The organism is Ilumatobacter fluminis (genome assembly GCF_004364865.1).
GTDB classification, from domain to species: domain Bacteria; phylum Actinomycetota; class Acidimicrobiia; order Acidimicrobiales; family Ilumatobacteraceae; genus Ilumatobacter; species Ilumatobacter fluminis.
Map to the genome: position 1 here is coordinate 3926442 of NZ_SOAU01000001.1, position 21098 is coordinate 3947539.

The 21098-nt window shown below is 69.7% G+C and carries 19 protein-coding genes; 10 read left to right on the forward strand and 9 right to left on the reverse strand.

Annotation, left to right across the window (positions count from 1 at the left end):
* Positions 1 to 28 precede the first annotated feature (28 nt).
* The 4 genes from BDK89_RS17825 to BDK89_RS17840 all read right to left on the reverse strand — a co-directional run bounded on the left by BDK89_RS17825 (position 29) and on the right by BDK89_RS17840 (position 2930).
* Positions 29 to 511 (reverse strand): protein-tyrosine phosphatase family protein, encoded by a 483-nt coding sequence (locus BDK89_RS17825; protein WP_133870235.1) that lies wholly within the window; start codon positions 509 to 511, stop codon positions 29 to 31.
* Positions 508 to 867: a pyridoxamine 5'-phosphate oxidase family protein gene (locus BDK89_RS17830; RefSeq protein ID WP_133870236.1), complete on the reverse strand. Its 360-nt coding sequence runs from the start codon at positions 865 to 867 to the stop codon at positions 508 to 510. Before BDK89_RS17830 ends, BDK89_RS17825 begins: the two co-directional genes overlap by 4 nt.
* A gap of 23 nt (positions 868 to 890) precedes the next feature.
* Complete coding sequence (locus tag BDK89_RS17835) at positions 891 to 1850, reverse strand: SRPBCC domain-containing protein (RefSeq protein ID WP_133870237.1); 960 nt, start codon at positions 1848 to 1850, stop codon at positions 891 to 893.
* Between the two features lie 87 nt (positions 1851 to 1937).
* Complete coding sequence (locus tag BDK89_RS17840) at positions 1938 to 2930, reverse strand: hypothetical protein (RefSeq protein WP_133870238.1); 993 nt, start codon at positions 2928 to 2930, stop codon at positions 1938 to 1940.
* 104 nt (positions 2931 to 3034) lie between these two features.
* On the opposite strand from BDK89_RS17840, the gene BDK89_RS17845 reads away from it, so the two are divergent.
* Both BDK89_RS17845 and BDK89_RS17850 read left to right on the forward strand, forming a co-directional pair.
* Complete coding sequence (locus tag BDK89_RS17845) at positions 3035 to 3718, forward strand: response regulator transcription factor (protein WP_133870239.1); 684 nt, start codon at positions 3035 to 3037, stop codon at positions 3716 to 3718.
* Positions 3715 to 5385, forward strand: coding sequence for a sensor histidine kinase (locus BDK89_RS17850; protein ID WP_133870240.1), 1671 nt, complete (start codon positions 3715 to 3717; stop codon positions 5383 to 5385). The genes BDK89_RS17845 and BDK89_RS17850 overlap by 4 nt, the downstream gene beginning before the upstream one ends.
* Before the next feature lie 19 nt (positions 5386 to 5404).
* On the opposite strand, the gene BDK89_RS17855 is transcribed toward BDK89_RS17850, so the two are convergent.
* Positions 5405 to 9013, reverse strand: a complete 3609-nt coding sequence (locus BDK89_RS17855) for an adenylate/guanylate cyclase domain-containing protein (protein ID WP_133870241.1) — start codon at positions 9011 to 9013, stop codon at positions 5405 to 5407.
* Between the two features lie 50 nt (positions 9014 to 9063).
* On the opposite strand from BDK89_RS17855, the gene BDK89_RS17860 reads away from it, so the two are divergent.
* Genes BDK89_RS17860 through BDK89_RS17870 form a run of 3 tightly spaced genes read left to right on the forward strand, consistent with a single transcriptional unit; the run spans position 9064 to position 12785 of the window.
* Complete coding sequence (locus tag BDK89_RS17860; RefSeq protein WP_133870242.1) at positions 9064 to 9822, forward strand: ABC transporter ATP-binding protein; 759 nt, start codon at positions 9064 to 9066, stop codon at positions 9820 to 9822.
* Position 9823: 1 nt separating this feature from the next.
* A complete protein-coding gene (locus tag BDK89_RS17865) occupies positions 9824 to 12376 on the forward strand; it encodes an ABC transporter permease (RefSeq protein WP_133870243.1) in 2553 nt (850 codons plus the stop codon).
* Between the two features lie 19 nt (positions 12377 to 12395).
* Positions 12396 to 12785, forward strand: a complete 390-nt coding sequence (locus BDK89_RS17870; RefSeq protein ID WP_133870244.1) for a pyridoxamine 5'-phosphate oxidase family protein — start codon at positions 12396 to 12398, stop codon at positions 12783 to 12785.
* Between the two features lie 33 nt (positions 12786 to 12818).
* On the opposite strand, the gene BDK89_RS17875 is transcribed toward BDK89_RS17870, so the two are convergent.
* The 3 genes from BDK89_RS17875 to BDK89_RS17885 all read right to left on the reverse strand — a co-directional run bounded on the left by BDK89_RS17875 (position 12819) and on the right by BDK89_RS17885 (position 15303).
* Positions 12819 to 13700 (reverse strand): Fpg/Nei family DNA glycosylase, encoded by an 882-nt coding sequence (locus BDK89_RS17875; protein WP_133870245.1) that lies wholly within the window; start codon positions 13698 to 13700, stop codon positions 12819 to 12821.
* A gap of 88 nt (positions 13701 to 13788) precedes the next feature.
* Positions 13789 to 14328: a DUF4916 domain-containing protein gene (locus tag BDK89_RS17880; protein ID WP_133870246.1), complete on the reverse strand. Its 540-nt coding sequence runs from the start codon at positions 14326 to 14328 to the stop codon at positions 13789 to 13791.
* Between the two features lie 51 nt (positions 14329 to 14379).
* Positions 14380 to 15303 carry a LysR substrate-binding domain-containing protein gene (locus BDK89_RS17885; RefSeq protein WP_166657667.1) on the reverse strand — a complete coding sequence of 308 codons (924 nt, stop codon included), beginning with the start codon at positions 15301 to 15303 and terminating at the stop codon, positions 14380 to 14382.
* 106 nt (positions 15304 to 15409) lie between these two features.
* Between BDK89_RS17885 and BDK89_RS17890 the strand changes: the two genes are divergently transcribed.
* The 5 genes from BDK89_RS17890 to BDK89_RS17910 all read left to right on the forward strand — a co-directional run bounded on the left by BDK89_RS17890 (position 15410) and on the right by BDK89_RS17910 (position 20143).
* A complete protein-coding gene (locus BDK89_RS17890; RefSeq protein WP_133870248.1) occupies positions 15410 to 15898 on the forward strand; it encodes a Dps family protein in 489 nt (162 codons plus the stop codon).
* 186 nt (positions 15899 to 16084) lie between these two features.
* Positions 16085 to 16738: a mycofactocin biosynthesis peptidyl-dipeptidase MftE gene (mftE, locus tag BDK89_RS17895; RefSeq protein ID WP_133870249.1), complete on the forward strand. Its 654-nt coding sequence runs from the start codon at positions 16085 to 16087 to the stop codon at positions 16736 to 16738.
* Positions 16723 to 18048: a mycofactocin biosynthesis glycosyltransferase MftF gene (mftF, locus tag BDK89_RS17900; RefSeq protein WP_133870250.1), complete on the forward strand. Its 1326-nt coding sequence runs from the start codon at positions 16723 to 16725 to the stop codon at positions 18046 to 18048. Before mftE ends, mftF begins: the two co-directional genes overlap by 16 nt.
* A 31-nt stretch (positions 18049 to 18079) precedes the next feature.
* Positions 18080 to 18997: an alanine racemase gene (locus tag BDK89_RS17905; RefSeq protein WP_166657668.1), complete on the forward strand. Its 918-nt coding sequence runs from the start codon at positions 18080 to 18082 to the stop codon at positions 18995 to 18997.
* Positions 18998 to 20143, forward strand: a complete 1146-nt coding sequence (locus BDK89_RS17910; protein WP_133870252.1) for a DUF418 domain-containing protein — start codon at positions 18998 to 19000, stop codon at positions 20141 to 20143.
* Between the two features lie 20 nt (positions 20144 to 20163).
* On the opposite strand, the gene ypfJ is transcribed toward BDK89_RS17910, so the two are convergent.
* Positions 20164 to 21096 carry a KPN_02809 family neutral zinc metallopeptidase gene (gene ypfJ, locus BDK89_RS17915; protein ID WP_133870253.1) on the reverse strand — a complete coding sequence of 311 codons (933 nt, stop codon included), beginning with the start codon at positions 21094 to 21096 and terminating at the stop codon, positions 20164 to 20166.
* Positions 21097 to 21098 lie beyond the last annotated feature (2 nt).

Sequence of the window (21098 nt, forward strand, 5' to 3'; positions counted from 1 at the left end):
TCGACCGCCGACGCGGCAGACGGGGAGCTCAGCGACCGAGTTCGCGGGCGATGTCGTCGACCAGCGCCCACTGGGCGCCGTCGCCCGGGCCGGCGAACATCCGGTGCGCAGCGACCGTGGCGAGTGCCTGCTCGGACGTGGCGCCGAGTCGCATCAACAGGCACACGCCCATCGTGCCGGCGCGCCCTTGCCCCATCGCACAGTGCATCACGACACCCTCGCCACGCTCGAGCCGCTCGACGACCAGGTCGAGGAGCGGCATCGTCGCGTCGGCCGACTCGGCGTGGAAGTTGCGGATGGGGAACCACAGTGCCCGACCCGGCTGATTCGACCGGAGCCAGTCGGCGTAGTACGGCGCACGCCGTTCGAGTTCGTGGCGCTCGTTGAGGCAGATCACCGTCGATGCGCCGGTGGACGTGAGCACGGCGTCGGGATCGTCGGCGACGTCGCGCAGCCCGCACAGCCAGAGCGACCCGTCGGTCGACGGCAACGGGACGCGGTCGATGCTCATCGGGCGTCGCCCTCGCCGATCGGCGGTGCAGCGCGATGCAGGACCGCCCAGGTCGGGGCGACGTCGATGCAGCCCGGCCCCGGCGTCGCCGTTCCGTCGACGATCAGGCTCATGCCATCGACGTCACCGTCGACGGGCGGGAAGACGACCGTGACGTCGGCGTTGGTGCCGACATTGGACGCCGCCCGCCGCGACTCGGTGACGAACCGCACCACGACGACCCCGTCGTCGACGATCACGCGTGGCCGGAGCGCGACGACATGCGATCGTCGATCGTCACCGACCGAGATCAGGTACCCGAAGGCCCGACGATCGAGTTCGTCGCTCAGTTGCGAGATCGGCACCTCGATACTCACGGCGGGTCACCATAACAGGGTCATTAGGACGCTGCGTCGACATCCAGGCCGAACCACGGACCGGCAGCGAGATCGGATTCGAAGATCGAACGATCCTGCTCGTCGGCGATGGGGACGGATCGGGCTCGTCGATACACCTCCCGGGCCTCCTCGAGCCGACCGAGGCACGCGAGGGCCCGAGCACGGGCCTCGTAGACGTACGCCTGGTCGAAGTCGGCGGCGGCATCGCCGGCTCGGGTGAGATGCGCCGCCGACTGCGCGGCGTGGTGGAGGGCGACCTCACCGTGCCCGAGCGTGGCGTGGGCTCGCGACACGATCCACGAAGCGCGAGCCTGATTGACCTCGGTCGCCCCGGTCGCCCGGTGCCAGTGGTACGCCGCCGCGTACGCGCGATGGAGCAACTCGTCGGCGTCGTCGGGCGTGTGCGAGCGACCGTCGAGCAGCTCCCAGACCGAGTTGTTGGCCGTCACCCCCTGCGCTCGGTGCCAGTTGCCCTCGATCTCACCGGCATCGACCGGACCGTCGGTGCGCTCGACCTCGGGGAGCGGCTCACCGCTCTCGAGGAACGACTTCAACGAGTCGAGGATGATCGGCCACCCGGTTCGGACGTGATCCCAGGTCGCCGGGCTGAGCGCGAGATCGCCGTGGCGCATCGTCACGTGCGTCACCGCGTCGGGCTCGGCTCCGACGTCGGACAGGGTCCACTCCACACGGCTCGGCGGTTCGTCGGCCAACTCGGACGAGAACAGCATCCGGAACGTCATGACGAGACGGTTCGGCGCATCGACCGTTTCGAGGGTGCCGTCGATGACGTCGGTGTCGTCGGCGTCGACGTAGCGGTACATCTCGCCGGGACGGAACGATGACTCGACCCGCGTCCCGAAGAAGTACCGCTCGGTCAGGTCGGGGTCGGTGAGCGCGGCCCAGACGCGTTCGCGCGACGCTCGGATCAGCCGTTCGACGAGATGGGCGCTCGCGACCATGCCACGCTGACTACGCCACCACGACGTCGCGTGTCAAGCACTCGGGTGCCCCGAGGGAGGCAGCGACGATGCGGCGCCGCGCCGCCGTCAGGTCTCGTCGGCGCCGAAGCCGTCGAAGCAGTCCTGCACGTCGTCGGGGATCAGCGGCACGATCATCTCGTCGAACAACTCGTCGGAGCCGACTTCGACGGCGTCGCCATCGGTCGTGATCGTCACCTCGCCGGTCTCACCGTTGCGCTCGATCGTGACCGCACCGTCACCGTCGCCGAGATCGACGACGATCGGACCGTCGGGGCCCATCAACACCACGAGCCCCTCGATCTCATCGAGCACGGTGCCGATCATCTCGTCGATGTCGGCATCACCGACCGCCGCCGGCGCCGAGGCACCCTCGACGGTGAAGTCCTCGAACATCGGGAACTCACCCTCGAACTCCCCGAACAGGTCGTCGAGCGTGAAGTCGTCACCGAACAGCTCCTCCAGCGCCGGGAGTTCGCCCTCGGTCGTCCACTCCTCGAACATCGGGAGCTCACCCTCGAACTCCCCGAACAACTCGTCGAGCGAGAAATCCTCACCCAACAGCTCCTCCAGCGCCGGGAGCTCGCCCTCGGTCGTCCACTCCTCGAACATCGGGAGCTCACCCTCGAACTCCCCGAACAACTCGTCGAGCGAGAAATCCTCACCCAACAGCTCCTCCAGCGGTGGGAGCTGGTCGAGGTCGAACTCGTCGCCGACGAACGGTGCGTCGGCCCAGTTCTCCGGGAGACCGAGACACTCGTGGAGCTCGCGCAGGTCGCCCTCGTCGAGCTGGTCGTCTTGTGCGGCGGTGCGGACCAGAGCGTCGTCGTCCTGGGCCACGAGCGGTGCCGGTGTCGTCGACGTCGCCGTCGACGATGCCGACGAGCGGTCCGACTCCCGGTCGTCCTCGGCGTCGAGCGCGGCTGCGCCCACGGCACCGACGCCCACCAGGCCCGCGCCGAGCACGGCGGCGCCGATCACCCGACCGCGTCGCCGCTTCGGCGGACGCGGCGGCTCGTACGACACGGCAGGCGTGGAGGGCGGAGCATCGAACGGGTTCATGGTGGGAGCATGCCGGGAACGCGCTGAGCGAAGCCTGAGAGCACAGCCGCCACCCGTCGACCCCGACGGCTGCATCACCACCAGCGAGCGGGCAGACTGGTGTCATGCGTCTGCTGGTCGTCGACGACGAGGTCCGTCTTGCCGAATCGATCGCGCGCGCCCTGCGCGCCGAGGGGTTCGACGTCGACATGGTGCACGACGGCAACGACGCCGTCTGGCAGGCCCAGCAGGTCGACTACGCCGTGATCATCCTCGACATCATGTTGCCCGGCCTCAACGGGTTCGCCGTCTGCCGCGACCTGCGCGCCGCCGGCAACACGACACCGATCCTGATGCTCACCGCGAAGGAGGGCGAGTACGACGAGGCCGAGGCGCTCGACACCGGAGCCGACGACTATCTGCGCAAGCCGTTCTCGCTCGTCGTCCTCGTCGCGCGAATCCGCGCCCTGCTCCGACGGGGCCGGGCCGCGTCGGTCGACGAGATCACCGTCGGCGAACTGCACCTCGACCGCGGCCAGGTGTCGGCGACGTGGGGCGACACCGACGCCGTCCAGTTGACGCCCCGCGAGTTCGCCGTCATCGACCACCTGGCGCGCCAGGCACCCGACGTCGTGACCAAGCAGGGGCTGGTCGACGCCGTGTGGGGATTCGACTTCGCCGGTGACCCGAACATCGCCGAGGTCTACGTCGGCTACCTGCGTCGCAAGCTCGGGCGCGACGTCATCCGCACCGTTCGGCACGTCGGCTACCAGATCACCGGGGAACCCACCGAGACCGACGAGTCGTGACCGAGCACGAACCCCCGAGCCGCACGATGTCCGGGTCGGTCCGGACTCGCCTCACGCTCGGCGTGTCACTGATCGTGGGCGTGATCGTCCTCTTCGCCGCGCTGATCGCCCCGACCGTCGTCGAGAACAGCCTCATCGACGACCGACTCGACGCGCAGCGCGACCTCGAGTCGAGCGAACTCGCAGCCCGGACACCGCTCGTCGACGCCGGCCAGTTCGGCACCGCCGAGCTGACGGCGCTGTTCGGCCCCGAGATCGTCCAGCTCACCGCCGACCTCGACGCCGTCGGCGCGCTCGAACCGCTCCGGGAGGTCGACCCGGACCACAACCTGTACGTGCTGTGCGACCGGAACGTCGTCGCGATCGTCGACGACAGCGGGAAGGTTCGGGTCCAGTCGACGGTCAACCGCACCATCGACGCACCGATGGTCTCTCGCCAGCGCCTCATCCGGCTCGCTGCCGACTACGGCCTCGACGACCAGGAGCCGATCACGGTCTTCGTCGACAGCACAGCGAGCTTCGAGACGTTCCTCTACGAGCTCGCTCAACGGGTCAGCGTCGACCTCGAGGAGTACCTCGATCCGGAGGTGTTCGGCGACGCCGAGGACGGCGTGACCATCCCTCGGTACGTGTGGGAGGCCGTGCGCGGCGAACTCGACGCAGCGTCGGCGGCGGGCACCGTCGTCGCCGCCCGACCCGAGAGCATCATCGTCGAGACCCGCACCGTCGCCGGTAGTCCGATGCTCCTCACGGCGTCGACGGACGGGATCGAGAACAGCGTTCGCCGCATCCAGGTCCTGCTCTGGCTCGCGGTCCCGGTCGTGATGGCGGCCGCTGCGCTGCTCACGTGGATGCTGGCGGGCCGGTCGCTGCGACCTGTCGCGGCGATCACCGCCCGAACCCGTGAGATCCGGTCGTCGACGTTGGGTGAACGGGTTCCGGTGCCGCGCTCCGACGACGAGATCGCCGCACTCGCGGTCGAGATGAACACGATGCTCGATCGCGTCCAACGCGAAGACGAACGGCGACGCCAGTTCGTGTCCGACGCCTCGCACGAGTTGCGCTCACCACTCGCCACGATCCGGGCGCAGGCCGAGGCGGCGCTCCCCGACACCGAACAGCACGAGCTCGCCGCCGGCATCCTCGCCGAGGCCGAACGCATGAGTGCCCTCGTCGACGACCTGCTCGCACTCGCCCGGCACGACGAGAAGCGCACGGCGCCGAACGGTGTCGTCGATCTCGACGACATCGTCTACACCGAGGCGGCTCGCGCCCGACGAGTACCCGTCGACGTGTCCGGGGTGTCCGCCGGGCAGGTCCGGGCCCGAGCCGACGAACTCGGGCGTGTCGTCGTCCACCTGCTCGACAACGCCGCTCGACACGCCGAGTCGCGCGTCGACGTGTCGCTGGCCACCCACGACGACGGTCGAGTGACCCTCGTGGTCGACGACGACGGGCCGGGCATCCCCGTCGACCAACGCGAGCGTGTCTTCGAGCGCTTCGTGCGACTCGACGATGCCAGGGCCCGAGACGCCGGCGGCGCCGGACTCGGGCTCGCCGTCGTCGACACCGTCGTCCGGTCGGTCGGCGGTTCGATCGTCGCCGGCGAGTCGCCGCTCGGTGGTGCCCGGATGACGGCGGTGTTCCCCGACCCGACGGCCCGCTGACAGCGGGCGCTCCCCGGCGTCAGGCGATCTCGGCGGGTGCTCCGAGGCGGCGAGCCACCTCACCCCAACCGGCCAGGTCGACCGAGCGGGCGGGACCGTCGCCGACTCCACCCGGGACGGAACGGACGGCCTGGCGTCCGAGAACACGCTCGACGTAGGCGGTGAGCATCACGTCGTCGATGCCGCTCACGGCGTCGATCAACCGAACGCGCCGCACCTCGCGCTCGGCGCTGGTGGCCGACGAGGCGTACCCGGCGGCCGCCGCGATCGTCCGGTCCCAGTAGCTGACCTCGCCCATCGAGTCGACCCGGTCGGCGTCGGAGCGAGCCTGGTCGTGGTCGCCGAGCATGGCCGACGCCGTCGCCCGGGCCGCCAACGCGAAGGGTGATTGCTCGACCGACACCTCGAGCAGGGTCGCCAACGCCGCCTCGGCGTCGCCGGTCAGGATCTGTCCGAACGCGCCGATCACGCGGCCCTCGTCGACGTTGGCGCCGGTCGTGTCGAGCCGGCCGACGGCCTCGCCGGCGCGGAGCAACGCCTCGTGGCCGTGCCCGAGGTGCATCGCCGTGCCCGCCGCGGCGATGCCGGGGTAGGCGAGTTCGCCGAACTTGCCCGACAGCACCATGACCTCTTCGACCGTGCGGTCGGCGTCGGCGAAACGGCCGAGCGCGACGGCGGTGCGGTTCAGCACGCCCAGCGCCTGGATCTGCCCGAACCGGTCGTCGATCTTGCGGAAGCCCGCGAGCGCCCGCTCGGCGAGCTCGTTGGCCTCGACGATCTGGCCGCGCCACAACAGCACGCTCGCCTGCAGGTTGCGCATCATCGACGCTCCCCAGGCGTCGCTCCACTGCTTGGCGTCGTCGAGTGCTTGCGCTGCGAGCTCGAGCGCGTCGTCGTTGCGTCGAGCGAAGTGGTACACGTACGCCAGCACGCCGAGCGACCAGGAGCGTCCGCCGCGATCGCCGATCGCGTCGAAGGCCTCGATCGCCGCACGAAGGCGACGCTCGGACACCTCGTGATCGCCCGAGAGGAACGACACCCAGGCCAGGTTCTGTTGCACCCAGGCCCGACCGCGGGGGTCGTCGACCCGCTGGAAGATCGTCTCGGCCTCGCGGAGGAAGCGTTCGGCCTCGGCGAGCGAACCACCGAACATCTCGGCGAATCCACGTGCCCGCAGTGCGTCGGCGAGCCGCTGATCGTCGCCGAGGTGACGGAACGCCTCGACCGCCTTCGTGAGTTCGCGTCGAGCCGCCGGCAGCTCACCCTCCATCTGCTCGATCTGGCCGAGCAGCCGTGTCGACTCGGCGGCCACGACGTGGTCGGCGGCGAGTTCGGCCTGCGGGATCAGTTCGGCCAACGCCGCACGCGCCTCGCGGTGCATGCGAAGATCGACGAGCAGCTCGACCTGGAGCAGCGAGAGCGACCGCGACGGGGAGCCCCAACGTGGGGCCAGACGGATGGCCCGCTCGACGACTTCGAGCCCGCGGCGCGCCGCACCTTGACGCTGCCACTGGCGAGCGGCCTGGTCGAGCCACTCGACCGCCAGTGACGAGGCATCGGTCGGCACACCGTCGATCGGTCCGAGTTCGGACTGGATCTCGGCGGCCGACGCCATGTGGTGGGCACGTCGGTCGACCGATGTCGGCTCGTATTCGGCGAGATAGTTCGCGACGCCGGCGTGGCGCTGGGCGCGCACCTGCTTGGTGAGGGTCTGGTAGGCGACCTCACGCACGACGTCGCTCCGAAAGCGCCAGCCCCGATGGTCTCGAACGAGCAGACCCAGTTCGGCCAGGCTGCGGAACGCAGCCGGGTCGTACGTCTGCCCGAGGTGTTCGGCGAAACGTCGGAGCGCACCGGCGCGACCCTCGTTGCCGATGATGGCCGCGTTGTCGATGATCTCGCGTTGGGCGGGCGACAGCTGGTCGAGTTGGGCGGCGATCAACGCTCGGAGCGAGCCCGGCATCTCGTCGGTCGCCGACGCGTCGTCGGCGGTGAGCCGGGTCAACTCGATCAGGAACAGCGGGTTCCCGCCGCTCCGGGCCGAGATCGCCGTGACCATCGAGGCGGGTAGCTCGCGGCCGGCGACCTCGCGGACCAGCTCGGCGGCGTCGGCGTCGGGAAGTGGCTCCAGCGAGAGGTGCAGCGACATCGCGGGGTCGGCCGGCGGCGGCCAGCCATCGGTGGTCTCGGCGTCGGGGCGGAACGTCGTGGCGATCAGCACCGGCAGACCGGCGAGCTGACGGGCCAACGACTCGAGCAGGTCGAGCAATGCCGGGGCGGCCCACTGCACGTCGTCGACCCAGATCACCACCGGACCGCGCTCGGCGCGGCGACGGATGCCGCCGACCATCCCGGCGACGATCGCGTCACGAAGCGCTATCGGGCCGAGCGCGTCGAGCGCTGACGGCTGGCCGAGCAGGTGCAGCACGAACTCGACGAACCGACCGAACTGGGGTGTCCCGGGGGCCAGCTCGTCGAACGGGGTGAGCCGGGCCACGATCCGCTCTCGGAGATCGGGGCCTTCACCGAGTCGGTCGAGACCCAGTTGTTCGAGCACGCTGGCCGCGACCGGCCACCAGAGGTTCGTCTCGCCGTACGGCGCGCACGCCCCTTCGAGCAGCAGCGTCTCCGGCCGTTCGGCGAGCAGGGTGTTCACCGCTTCGGAGATCAGGCGCGACTTGCCGATGCCGGCTTCGCCCGAGACGGCCACGATCGCACCGCGGCCCGAGCGCACCGTGCGCAGCATCGCGTCGAGGATGGCCCGCTCGGCGGTACGCCCGACGAACGGGACGTCGCTCGCCCAGCGACGGCGCGGGCGAGATCGTTCGACGGCGAGCACCTGCCACGCCTCGGTCACCCCGGCGCGTCCGCGGAGCTGGACCGGGTCGACCGATTCGAACCGCAACGCCGGCGAACACAGCGCCTTGGTGTCGGCGCCGACGAGCACCCCGTCGGCGGGAGCGGCGCTCTGCAGACGTGCGGCGATGTTGACCACGTCGCCCATGGCCGTGTAGTCGGTGCCGGCGAGCGTGCCGACCAACACCTCACCGGTGTTGATACCGATCCGCATACGGAGGTCGTCGGCCGGGTGCTCGTCGCGGAAGGTGTGCAGGGTGTGCTGCATCGTCAGTCCGGCTCGCACGGCACGGTCGGCGTCGTCCTCGTGCGCGATCGGCGCGCCGAACAGGGCGACGATGCCGTCGCCGAGCAGCTTGTCGACCACGCCGCCGTACGACTCGACGTCGCGCACGAGGAGCTCGAAGGCGGCGTCGACCAGCCGCTTGACCTGCTCGGGGTCGCGGTGTTCGGCCATGGTGGTGAACCCGACGACGTCGGCGAACAGGACCGTGACGACCCGACGTTCTTCGAGCCCGGCCACCTCCACGTGCGCGCCCTGGGGCGCCCCACAGGTGGGGCAGAACCGCGCCCCCTCCGGGAGCGCGCACGCACACTGCTCACACAACGCCAAGAACCCCGATCGTACTGGGGTGACGGCGTCGGAGACTTGCCAGATGATGGCGTCGGAGACTTGCCAGATGACGGCGTCGGAGACGTGTCGGATCATGGCGTCGCGAACCGGCCGGATGATCGTCTCGCCGACGAGGTCATCCTGGAGTGCGAGGCCCATCGTCCGAAAGGTGGATGGCGGCCCGGCCCGGGCGCGTCAGACTGGTGGCCATGTCCGAGATGATGGCTCCTCCCCCGCCGACCGTCGCCGCTGCTGCCGGCGTGATCGACGCCCGCAAGTCGTACGGCGTCGGCGACGCCGCCGTGAACGCCCTCGACGGGGTCGACGTCCGGTTCGAGCCGGGCAAGTTCACGGCGATCATGGGCCCGTCCGGTTCCGGCAAATCGACCCTGCTGCACTGCCTCGCGGGTCTCGACGCCCTCACGTCGGGTGCGGTGTTCATCGGTGAGACGTACCTGGCCGAACTGAACGACAAGGAACTCACCGAGCTGCGTCGCAGCCAGGTCGGCTTCGTCTTCCAGTCGTTCAACCTGATCCCGACGCTGACGGCGAAGGAGAACATCGTCCTGCCGCTGGCCCTCGGCGGCCAGGAGGGCGACGAGGCCTGGATCGACCGCGTCATCGACACCGTCGGCCTCCGCGACCGCCTGTCGCACCGGCCGAGTGAGCTGTCGGGCGGCCAGCAGCAGCGCGTCGCCGTCGCGCGCGCTCTGGCGACCCGCCCGACGATCATCTTCGCCGACGAACCGACCGGCAACCTCGACTCGAACTCCGGCACCGAGATCCTGCAATTCATGCGCGACGCGGTCGACGAGTTCGGCCAGACGATCGTGATGGTGACCCACGATCCGTACGCGGCGTCGTACGCCGACCGGGCCGTGTTCCTCGCCGACGGCAAGGTCGTCGGCGATCTCGCGTCGCCGACGCGCGACACGATCATGGAACAGATGGCGTCGCTGGGGCACTGAGATGATCACCACGCTCGCACGCAAATCGTTGCGTGCCCGACTGGGCCGCAACATCTTCATCGGTCTCGCGATCATGCTCGGCGTCTCGTTCGTCGCCGGCTCCTTCGTGCTCGCCGACTCCATGAAGGCCACGTTCAACAACCTGTTCACCGAGCTCAGCGAGAACACCGACCTCGTCGTCCGCGCCGAACTCGAGGGCGCCGACGAGATGGACGGAGCCGTCCGCGATCCGATCGACGCCTCGCTCGTCGACGAGGTCGCCGCGGTCGACGGCGTCGAACTCGCCGAGGGCAGCATCGCCCGATTCGCCCAGATGCTCGATCCCGACGGAGAACCGATCTCCACCGGCGGCGCGCCGCAGTTCGGCATTTCGTGGAGTGGGGAGGGCCCGCTCAACGGCGTGACCCTCAAGGACGGCGCCGCACCCCAGGGACCCGACGAGGTCGCGATCGACAAGGCCACGGCCGACCGGGTCGGCTACGAGGTCGGCGACGAGATGACGATCGTCTTCGACTCGGGCCAACGCTCCTTCACGATCGTCGGTCTGGTCGGTCTCGGCGACACCGACGGCTTCGCCGGAGCGACCACATCGTTGTTCGACATCGACGAAGCCGCCGAGATCCTCGGTGCCGGCGACCAGGTCGACACGATCGAGATCGCGCTCGTCGACGGTGCCGACATCGACACGGTCCAGGGCCAGATCGCCGAATTGTTGCCGGCTCGCGTCGAGGTCGTCACCGGCGAACAGGTCGCCGACGAGACCTCCGACGCGATCAACCAGATCGTCGATCTCATCGGCACGGGCTTGTTGATCTTCGCCTTCGTGACCGCGTTCGTGTCGGCGTTCATCATCAACAACATCTTCGGCATCACGATCGGCCAGCGTCTCCGCGAGCTCGCGCTGCTGCGGTCGATCGGTGCCAACGCCGCGCAGGTCCGACGGATGATCGTGATCGAGGCGATCGTCGTCTCCCTGACGGCGACCGTCATCGGCATCTTCGGCGGACTCGTCGTCGCCCGGGGCATCATCGCCATCTTCAATCAGGCGGGCGCCGGGTTCCCCGACGTCGGCCTCACGATGCAGCCCCGAACGATCATCGTCGCCCTGATCGTCGGTCTCGGCGTCACGCTCGCCTCGGTGCTCGTGCCCGCCCGTCGAGCGTCGAAGATCCCGCCGGTCGCGGCGATGCGACCCGAGCTCGGCTTCACGGCCCTCAGCGCGAGCCGCCGTCTGATCGGTGGCGCCATCGTCACCGGCGTCGGCGTCGCGATGTTCCTGGTCGGGTTGTTCCTGCAGCCTGGCGGTGGTTTCGGCCTGGCCGTCTTCGCCGGCGGCGGAGCGCTCCTGACGTTCCTCGGCATCACCAGCCTGTCGTCCACGGTCGCCCACCCGGTGAGCCGGGCGATCGGGGCGCCGATCGAGAAGCTGTTCGGCCAGGCCGGCAAGTTCGCCCGCGACAACGCGTCACGGTCGCCGCGACGCACTGCACGGACCGCGTCCGCGCTCATGATCGGTGTGGCCCTCATCAGCGCCGGTGCCGTGTTCGCCTCGTCGCTGCGCGACACCTTCGGTCGGGTGCTCGACCGGGCGGTGACCGCCGACTACATCGTCACCGACGACTCGTTCCAGGGGCTGCCGCCGGCCGTCGCACAGAACATCGGCGAACTCGACGAGATCGAGGCCGTCTCCCCGTTCCGGTCGATCTTCGGCACGATCGGCGACGAACAGGTCGGCGTCACCGCCGTCGACCCGAACTCGTTCGGCGACCTGATCAACCTCGACGTGACCGACGGCGACTACGGCGGGCTGGTCGACGGCAACGGCGTCATGGTGTTCCGGGACGCCGCCGACGACCGCTCCCTGGAGGTGGGCGACGACGTCACGGTCACCTATCAGAACGGCGTCGAGTCGACCCTGGTCGTGTCGGGCATCTTCGACGACAACTCGCTCGGCGGCGCCTGGTACATCTCACTCGCCGAACTCGAAGCGGCGAGCGACCAGACCCCACGCGACCAGTTCGTCCTCGCCCGCCTCGCCGACGGTGTCGATCCGATCGACGGCCGGGCGGCCGTCGAGGAGGCCATCGCCGAGTACCCGCAGGCCGGTGTGCAGGACAACGCCGAGTTCCGTGCCGAGCAGGAGGACCAGATCAACCAGCTGCTGGTGATCATCACCACCTTGTTGAGCATGGCGATCCTGATCTCGTTCCTCGGCATCGCCATCACGCTGGCGCTGTCGGTGTTCGAACGCACCCGTGAGATCGGGCTGCTGCGTGCGGTCGGCATGACGAAGAGGCAGCTGCGTCGAGCCGTTCGATGGGAGGCCGTGATCGTCGCCGTGTTCGGCGTGGTCGTCGGCGTCGTCGTCGGACTCTCGATGGGGATCGCCCTCGCCATCGCCGTCCCGGACTCGGTCATCGACGGGATCACCCTGCCGTGGGTCAACCTCGTGACGGTGCTGATCATGGCGATCGTCGCGGCCGTGATCGCGGCGCTGTACCCGGCGTACAAGGCATCGAACATGAACGTGCTCGACGCGATCTCGAACGAGTGAGCTGCGCGACACTGCGGGGATGGCCTTCGACCTCGACCGGCTCGACCCCGCAGTGTCGTCGTTCCTCACCGAACGGCACCTCGCCACCATCACGACGCTCCGAGCCGACGGGACACCACACGTGGTACCCGTCGGTTTCGCGTACGACCCCGACGAGCGCGTGGTCCGCGTCATCACCAACGGCGACTCCCAGAAAGTGGCCAACGTCGAACGGCGTGGCCGGGCCGTCGTGAGCCAGGTCGACGGCCGGCGCTGGCTCACCCTCGAGGGTGAGGCCCGCGTCGAGCGTGATCCCGACGACGTCGCCCGTGCCGAAGCCGCCTACGAGCAGCGATACCAGGCGCCACGCGAGCGGCCCGGGCGCGTGGCGATCGTGATCGCGGTCGACCGGATCATGGGGAAGGTCTGACGCAGCGGGGCGCTGCGGCGAGAACGGCGCTGATCAGCCGGCGCGGGTCGAGCGCCAGGGCAGGTCGTTGAGATACTTGACCGCCGCCGGGTGCGGATCCATCTCGCGGATCTCGGTCGGCTGGTGACGGTCGAGCCGTACCTGGCAACCGGGGCACCAGTACATCATGCGGCCGTAGCGTCCGATCGGCTGTGACTCGATCGTCTCGTGGCACCGGATGCAACCCTGCCCGCATCGTCCGTAGACGGCGAGGCCGGCCGTCGTGAGCCGGGTCGTGGCGCGCCGGGAACGGCCCTCGTTGGCCCGCACCATGCGGGCGGCGGTGTTCACGATCAGGACCGCGTCGTGATGCGTGAGATCGGAGATGTGCGCCCACGGGCTGAGTTCGGCTGCCCAGAGCACCTCGCATCGGTACACGTTGCCGACGCCCTGCATCACGTGCTGATCGACCATCACGTCGCGCAGCCGGGTCTCGGGGTCGGCGTACGACAGCAGCAGGTTGACCGCCTCGGACAGATCGGCGTCGGGACGGGCGAGGTTGGGGCCCAGCCGACCGAAACCCGGATGGCGGGTGGGGTCGGGAAGTCGGTAGGTCTCGATCTCGGATGCGTCGAAACACACGGCGACGAAGTCGTCGGTCTGCACGGACGCACGCAGCGACTCCCAGCTGCGGCGCCACGGTGCGCCGTTGCGATAGACGTGCCACTCGCTCCGACCGCGGAGCTTGGTGTCGAGCACGAGCCCGTCGTCCCAGATGATCTCGACGTGCTTGCCGTTGGCCTCGACCGCCTCGACCATGCGACCGGGCTGCGGTTCGGGACCGATCAGCTGTGGGGCGTGGAATCGGACCATCGGATGCCCGACGAGCGCCGTTCGCATCGTGCTCGCCGTACGGCAGAGGTCCCCGGTGATCATTGCAGGGCGATCGTACGCCGTCCGCCGGTGGCGTTGGTGGATGGCGCAGTGCTGTGCTATTCGCGCCGACGACCGTTCGTCGCTCGCGTCAGGGGAGCTGGCCGACGTGGGCCAATGCCAGTCGGAGCAGACGATCCTGCCCGCCGGTCATCTGTCCGATCACGGACGGGGTAACGACTTCCTCCGGCGTGAACCAGGCGAGATCGAGCGCTTCCTGGGTCGGCTGGCACTCGCCGTCGACGGGCACGATGAAGACGAGGCTCACTGCGTGCTGACGCGGATCGTGATAACCGGTCTTCGTGGCGTCGGGGAAGTACTCGACGACCGTGAACGGTGCCGTCGCCACCGGGATGCGCGGCAGCGCCATCGGGCCGAGATCCTTCTCGCAGTGACGCAGCAGGGCATCGCGAACCCGCTCGCCGAACAGCACCCGACCGCTGACGATCAGGCGGCTGATCGTGCCGTCGGCCGCCTGACGGAGCAGGAGTCCGATCTCGGTGACGTGGCCGAGCGAGTCGACCCTGACGGGGACCGCCTCGACGTAGACGATCGGCATCTGCGCCCGAATCGACTCCAGGTCGTCGGACTGCAGCCAGGTGGCGTCGGTGTCGGTGTCGATCTCGCTCACGGGCAGCCATCCTACGGTCCGGCGACGGCGCCGACGGTAACGCCGTTCGGATCAGTCGGGCAGTTCGCACGCCGTGGCGATCGGCTCACGCAGCGCCTCGGCGAGTCGCTCGTACTGCTCGGCACGGCCGGCGCGACGGCGCCAGACCAACGACACCTGTCGATACGGCTCGGGCTTGCGCAGCCGCCGGGTGGAGATGCCCGAACCCGGCCGCGCCTCGACCTCGATCGCCGAGGCAGGCAGCAGCGTGCCACCGATCCCCGCCGCGACCATCTGGACAGCGGCCGGCAAGCTGGTTGCGTGGGTCGAACCGAGCGGGCTGGCCCCGATGATCGAACACGCGGCTTGGGCGTGGCTCCGGAGACAGTGCCCCTCCTCCAGCAGCAGCATCGGAAGGGATGCGAGCGCGCTCTGAGGGAGCCGGGACCGACCGGAATACGGGTGCCCCTCGGGCAGGGCGAGGACGAAGTGATCCTGGGCGAGATCGGCCACGGCGAGCGACGGGCCGACCTCGGGGACCGGCGTCGCGAGCAACCCGACGTCGAGGTCGCCCGCCTCGATCGACGCCACCAGGTCGGTGGTGCGGCGCTCGGCCAGATGCAGTTCGGCACGGGGGTAGCGACGCGTCGTCTCCCGCACGATCGTCGGGAGCAGGTACGGCGCCATGGTGGGGATGACGCCGATCCGCAGTGGTCCGACGAGGTCGTCGGACCGCTCGGCGGCGACCTCGAGCAGGCGGTCGACGTCGTCGAGCACCGTGCGAGCGGCCACGAGGACCGCCTCGCCTTCGACGGTGAGCCGGGCGCCGTGCCGGTCTCGTTCGAACAAGGTGACGCCCAGCCGCTGCTCGAGTTCGGCGATCTGGGCCGACATCGCCGGCTGGCTGACGTGCACCGCATCGGCCGCTCCGCCGAAGGTGCCGTGTTGCGCGACGGCCGCCATGTACTCGAGCTGACGCAACGTCGGTCGTTCCATCACAGAAGGTGATGTTATCCAACACATCAAGCTGTTGGACCTGATGATGGAAGAGGCGCATGATCGAGGAGACGGACCATCCCCAGGTCCGACGAAAGGAATCGACATGAGCGACACCAGCCAGACGATGAGCATCGACATCGGCATCAGCGACGCCGACCGAAAGGAACTCGCCGCCGGACTGTCGAAGGTGCTCGCCGACAGCTACACGCTGTACCTGAAGACGCACAACTACCACTGGAACGTCGTCGGCCCGATGTTCAACACCCTGCATCTCATGTTCGAGGAGCAGTACAACGAGCTGGCACTCGCGGTCGACCAGATCGCCGAGCGGATTCGTGCACTGGGCGAACCCGCCCCGGGCACCTACCGCGAGTTCGCCGAACTCTCGGCGATCGAGGAAGACACCGACCGGCCCGACGCCACCGAGATGATCCGCCGGCTCGTCGTTGGCCAGGAGACGGTCGCCCGGACCGCACGCTCGATGTTCGACGTCGTCGAACGCGCCGACGACCAGCCGACGGCCGACCTGCTCACCCAGCGACTGCAGGTCCACGAAAAGACCGCCTGGATGCTCCGCAGCATGCTCGCCTGACGAACCCCTCCGGGTCGGGTGTCGCACGGAACGGCGAGGCGCAGCCGAGGCGTTTCGGAAGATCACCCGACCCGGTCGCGCGCTTTCGGCACCGGAGTCGGGTGATCTCCGGAAACGTCGACTCCGTCGCCGTTCCCTCCGACACCCGACCCGGGTTCTCGTCGCCGCCGGGTAGGTTCCGGGGCGATGGAGTTGGGAGGGGCGACGTGGCCGGCGGTCGGGGAACCGATCGTCGTGGTGCCGCTCGGGTCGTGCGAGCAACACGGGCCGCACCTCCCCCTCGACACCGACACCCGGATCGCCGTCGCGCTCGCCCAGGCACTCGCCGCACGCCGGTCCGACTGTGTCGTGGCTCCGCCCGTCGCGATCACCGCGAGCGGCGAGCACCAGGGTTTCCCGGGCACCCTCTCGATCGGCACCGAGATCATGGCCGGGGTGGTCATCGAGCTGGCGCGCTCGGCCGACTGGGCCTCGGGTGTCGTGTTCGTCAACGGCCACGGTGGCAACCACACCGCGCTCCAGCGGGCCGCCGAGGTCTTCGAGATCGAGCGACGCCGAGCTCTGATCTGGTCGCCTCGCATCCCCGATGGCGACCCGCACGCCGGTCGAACCGAGACGTCGTTGCTCCTGCACCTCGCACCCGAACGGGTCGACCTCGACGCCGCAGTCGCCGGACCGATCCCGTCGTTGCCCGATCTCGTGCAGCACGGCGTCCGAGCACTGAGCGACTCCGGCGTGCTGGGCGACCCGGCGGGAGCGTCGGCCGACGAAGGACGAGCGCTGTTCCACACGCTCGCCGACCAACTCACCGTCGCCGTCGACGAATGGCTGCGGTCGTGACCGGGCCCCGCCGGTACGTGCTCGACAGCAGCGTGCAGGCCTGGTCGAGCGGCGTGAGGAGCCAAGAGCATCTCGTCGTGGTCGGCGGATCGCCGCTGAAGCTGTTCCGACTCACGCCGGCGGGCGCTCGCACGTTCGAGACGTTGCGTTCGGGCGAACCCGTCGCCGACTCACCGCTGGTCGATCGCCTGCTCGATGCGGGGGTCGTCCACCCCGTCGCCGACGAGCCGGCGCCGTACTCGGCCGACGACGTCACCGTGGTCGTGCCGACGCTCGGCACGCCGACGCACGTCCCGGCCGGGGCGCTCCTGGTCGACGACGGATCGAACCCACCGGTGGCGGGGGCGTCCATCCGACTCGACCGGAACCGGGGCCCTGCGGCCGCGCGCAACGCCGGTCTGGCGACGGCCGACACCCCGCTGATCGCCTTCGTCGATGCCGACGTCGACCTCCCCGACGGCTGGCTCGAACCGCTGCTCCCCCACTTCGCCGATCCGAAGGTCGCCGTCGTCGCCCCGCGCATCGTGACGGCCGCCAGACCGGGCGCCATCTCGGCGTACGAGCACGACCACGGGCCGCTCGACATGGGGCCCGAGGCAGGCCGGGTCCGCGCCGGCACGCGAGTGTCGTATCTCCCGGCGGCCGTGCTCGTGTGCCGCGCCGAGGCGCTCCACGAACTGGGGGGCTTCGACGAGGCGATGCGGTACGGCGAGGACGTCGACCTCGTCTGGCGACTCGACGACGCCGGCTGGCGGTGCCGCTACGACCCTCGCTCGGTGATCGAGCACGAGCCGAGACCCGACTGGCGGTCGTGGGTCCAACAACGGATCGGCTACGGGTCGTCGGCCGGACCGCTCGCAGTGCGTCATCCCGGAAAGCTCGCACCACTGCGCATGAGCGGTTGGAGCCTCGCGGCGTGGCTCCTCGCCATCGGCGGGCGACCGGTGACCGGGACGGCGATCGGGGTCGGTTCGGCCGCTGCGCTGATCCCGAAACTGCCCGACGTGCCACCGCGTGACGCATTCCGGCTCGCTGCGATGGGCAACGCCCGAGCCGGCGAGTCGATCGCCCACGCGATCCGTCGGACCTGGTTCCCGCTCGCCGTGCTGTTGGCGCTGCGATCGACGATCGCCCGCCGAGCGCTGCTGGCGTCCGTCGTCGCGGTGCGCCACCCGATCGCACTCGCCGACGACGTGACGTACTGCGTCGGCGTGTGGAAGGGCATGCTCGCCGAACGCACGCTCGACCCGATCGTTCCGGAGATCACGAGCTGGCCGGGCCGGTCGGCCGGTCGCCGACCGCGGTCCTGAGCCGACGAAAGCGCTGTTACCGTCAGCGACCGTGACGATCCGTTTGACCGTCAACCGCGAACGCTGGTGGAACCACGTCGTCGGCGTCGCCGACGAGGTCGACGGGCTGATCCCCGTCGTGAAGGGCAACGGCTACGGCTTCGGCCGGGCCGGGCTCGCCATCGCCGCGTCGAAGCTGAGCCCGCTCCTGGCCGTCGGCACGGTGCACGAGATCGTGGGCCTCCCCGACGAGGTCACCCCCGTCGTGCTGACACCCACGTGGCGTCCGCCCGACACGACCGAGCCGGTGCTGACCGTCGGGTCGAACGATCACATCGCCGCGTTGCGCGGCTGGCAGGGCCGGGTCATCGTCAAGCTGTCGTCCGGGATGCAGCGCTACGGCGGCAACATCGACCTCGTCGCCGCTGCCCAACGAGCGGGCTTGCGAACCGTCGGCGTCGCGATCCATCCGCCGTTGGCGGGTACCGACGACGACCACCGCCAACAGATCGTCGACCATCTGCCCGACATCGATCCGTCGCTCGACGTGTGGGTCAGTCACCTCTTCCCGTCGACCTACGAGTCGCTTCCCGACAGCCACCGGTACAAGCTGCGGCTCGGCACGTACCTGTGGCACGGTGATCGAGAGGCACTCCACCTCGAGGCCGACGTGATCGACACCCGTGAGGTGCGCCCCGGCGACCGGGCCGGCTATCACCTCACCGAGGTCCCCGGTGCCGGCACCCTCGTCATGATCGGCGCCGGGACGGCGAACGGCGTCGCGCCACTCTCCGACGGTCGCAGCCCGTTCCACCACCGCCGCCAACGGATGGCACTGCTCGAATCTCCCCACATGCACACCTCGATGGGGTTCGTGCCGGCCGGCGACCCGTGTCCGAGGCCCGGCGACTGGGTCGATCTCCAGCGACCGCTCATCCACACCGCGGTCGACGAGTTGCGCTGGATCTGAGTGGACACCGCACCCACCACCTCGACGCCGAACGGCTCCGTGCCGCCGCCCGACGCGCTCCCGAGCACGAAACCGTCGCGCCGCCGCCCGGGACCCGACGTGGTGCGGGCGATCGCGATGCTCGGCGTCGTGGTGATGAACTATCACGGCTATCTCATCATCCGCGGCGCGCCGCGCGATGCGGGTGGCGTGCTGTACGACGTGTTCGACCCGTGGACCGGCCCGCTGTCGACGAGGTTCGCGACCCTCTTCGTCCTCACCGCCGGCGTCGGCGTGGCGCTGATGACGGCGAGCTCGTTCGGTGACGCCGAACGGATCCGGGCGATGCGCTGGCGGCTGGTGCGTCGAGGCCTCGTGCTCTACGGCATCGGTCTCGCGTTCGACATGATCTGGGCCGGCACGATCCTCCCGTACTACGGCGTCATGTTCGTCCTCGCCGCGGCCCTGTTCACCTGGCGGAGCCGGTGGCTGGTCGTCACCGGTGTCGTCGCCGCCGGCGCCGCGTGGGCGATCCGATGGTGGCGCATCGAGCGCGATCTCGACGGTCACAGCACCTTGTGGTTGACCGACCCGCCGAGCAGCTCACCGCGTGGCCTCGTGTTCGACGTGTTCGTCAACGGCACCCACCCCCTCCTGCCATGGCTCGCCTTCTTCTGCGCCGGCATCGTGCTCGGGCGACTGCTCCACACCACTTGGTGGCGGCCCGCTGCCACCGGTGCCGGCCTGGCGATGTTCTCGATCGCTGCGATCGTCGGGCCCGCAGCGGCGACGTCGACCGACGTCCGTGTGCGGACGCTGCTGAGCGACGACCCGTTCGAGCGGGGTCTCGTGTACGTGGCGAGCACGTTGGGGACCGCACTCGTCGCGTTCGCTGCCATCTCCTGGCTCGCCGACACGTTCGAGGACACGACCGTCGTCGACGTGCTCCGACGCGCCGGACAGCTCTCGCTGACGATCTATCTGGCGCACGCGCTGGTGTTCAACCTGCTCGTCGACTGGCTCGACGTGGTGCAGCCGAACGGGGTCGGCACGGCGCTCACGTTCGCATTCATCGTGTGGCTCGCGTCGATCGCCGGTGCCGTCGCCTACCAGCAACGGTACGGGCGAGGCCCCGCCGAGCGGGTCTACCGCTCGCTCACGGCCTGAGCCCGCCGGAGCGGCGTCGCTCAGAGCACCTCGGAGAACGTGGTGCAGCGCTGCGGGTCGCCCGTCTCGTAGCCGCGCCGGAACCACTCGACCCGCTGCGCCGACGAGCCGTGCGTCCAGTTCTCCGGTTCGACCCGACCGGTCGTCGTGCGCTGGATGGCGTCGTCGCCCACGGCTGCCGCGGCGTCGAGCGCCTCGGTGATCTCCGACGCGGAGTCGAACTGGCCGCGGGCGGCAGCGTCGTGGGCCCATGCACCGGCGAAGCAGTCGGCCTGCAGTTCGAGTGCGACCGAGTACTGGTTGGCCCGTGAGGGATCGCTCCGCTGGGCCTCGGTGACCTGGGCGTTGATGCCCAACACGTTCTGGACGTGGTGGCCGAACTCATGGGCGACGATGTACTGCGCGGCGAGGTCGCCGGTCGCGTCGAACTGCTCCTGGAGCTGCACCAGGAAGTCGAGATCGAAGTACACGAGGTTGTCGGCCGGGCAGTAGAACGGCCCGGTCTGCGACGACGCCTGGCCACACCCCGTGCGGGTGCTCCCCGAGAAGAACACGGTCTGGGTGTCGACGTAGTCGACGCCGAACGAGAGGGGGAGCTGGTCGATCCAGTACTCGCTGACGTCGTTCGTGGCGCCGCACAGGATCTGTTCGAGTTCGGTGCTGCACGCGTCGGCACTCGACGTGCTCGAGTCGGCGGCGTCGCCGGTCGGCGTGCCCGCCACCTGGCTGCCGCCGGTGAGGTCGCCGCCCATCAGCTGCGGCAGGACGAACACGGCCACCATCACGAGCACGACGATGATGCCGCCGCCTCCCTTGAGCATCCCGCTCGGGATCGGCATGCCGCCGCCACCCGACCCCCGGCCGAGCATGCCACCCAGGCCACCGGGCAGGCCACCGCCCTGGCCGCGACGGTCCTGGATCCGGCTGGCGTTGCGGGATCGGATCTTGGTCATGG

What these genes read in the sequence shown, in the direction of transcription:
- BDK89_RS17840 (WP_133870238.1), bottom strand. Translation starts at nt 2,930, where the DNA reads ATGAACCCGTTCGATGCTCCGCCCTCCACGCCTGCCGTGTCGTACGAG.
- BDK89_RS17860 (WP_133870242.1), top strand. Translation starts at nt 9,064, where the DNA reads ATGTCCGAGATGATGGCTCCTCCCCCGCCGACCGTCGCCGCTGCTGCC.
- mftE (WP_133870249.1), top strand. Translation starts at nt 16,085, where the DNA reads ATGGAGTTGGGAGGGGCGACGTGGCCGGCGGTCGGGGAACCGATCGTC.
- BDK89_RS17865 (WP_133870243.1), top strand. Translation starts at nt 9,824, where the DNA reads ATGATCACCACGCTCGCACGCAAATCGTTGCGTGCCCGACTGGGCCGC.
- BDK89_RS17855 (WP_133870241.1), bottom strand. Translation starts at nt 9,013, where the DNA reads ATGGGCCTCGCACTCCAGGATGACCTCGTCGGCGAGACGATCATCCGG.
- BDK89_RS17835 (WP_133870237.1), bottom strand. Translation starts at nt 1,850, where the DNA reads ATGGTCGCGAGCGCCCATCTCGTCGAACGGCTGATCCGAGCGTCGCGC.
- BDK89_RS17890 (WP_133870248.1), top strand. Translation starts at nt 15,410, where the DNA reads ATGAGCGACACCAGCCAGACGATGAGCATCGACATCGGCATCAGCGAC.
- BDK89_RS17885 (WP_166657667.1), bottom strand. Translation starts at nt 15,303, where the DNA reads ATGGAACGACCGACGTTGCGTCAGCTCGAGTACATGGCGGCCGTCGCG.
- ypfJ (WP_133870253.1), bottom strand. Translation starts at nt 21,096, where the DNA reads ATGACCAAGATCCGATCCCGCAACGCCAGCCGGATCCAGGACCGTCGC.
- BDK89_RS17870 (WP_133870244.1), top strand. Translation starts at nt 12,396, where the DNA reads ATGGCCTTCGACCTCGACCGGCTCGACCCCGCAGTGTCGTCGTTCCTC.
- mftF (WP_133870250.1), top strand. Translation starts at nt 16,723, where the DNA reads ATGGCTGCGGTCGTGACCGGGCCCCGCCGGTACGTGCTCGACAGCAGC.
- BDK89_RS17825 (WP_133870235.1), bottom strand. Translation starts at nt 511, where the DNA reads ATGAGCATCGACCGCGTCCCGTTGCCGTCGACCGACGGGTCGCTCTGG.
- BDK89_RS17875 (WP_133870245.1), bottom strand. Translation starts at nt 13,700, where the DNA reads ATGATCACCGGGGACCTCTGCCGTACGGCGAGCACGATGCGAACGGCG.
- BDK89_RS17845 (WP_133870239.1), top strand. Translation starts at nt 3,035, where the DNA reads ATGCGTCTGCTGGTCGTCGACGACGAGGTCCGTCTTGCCGAATCGATC.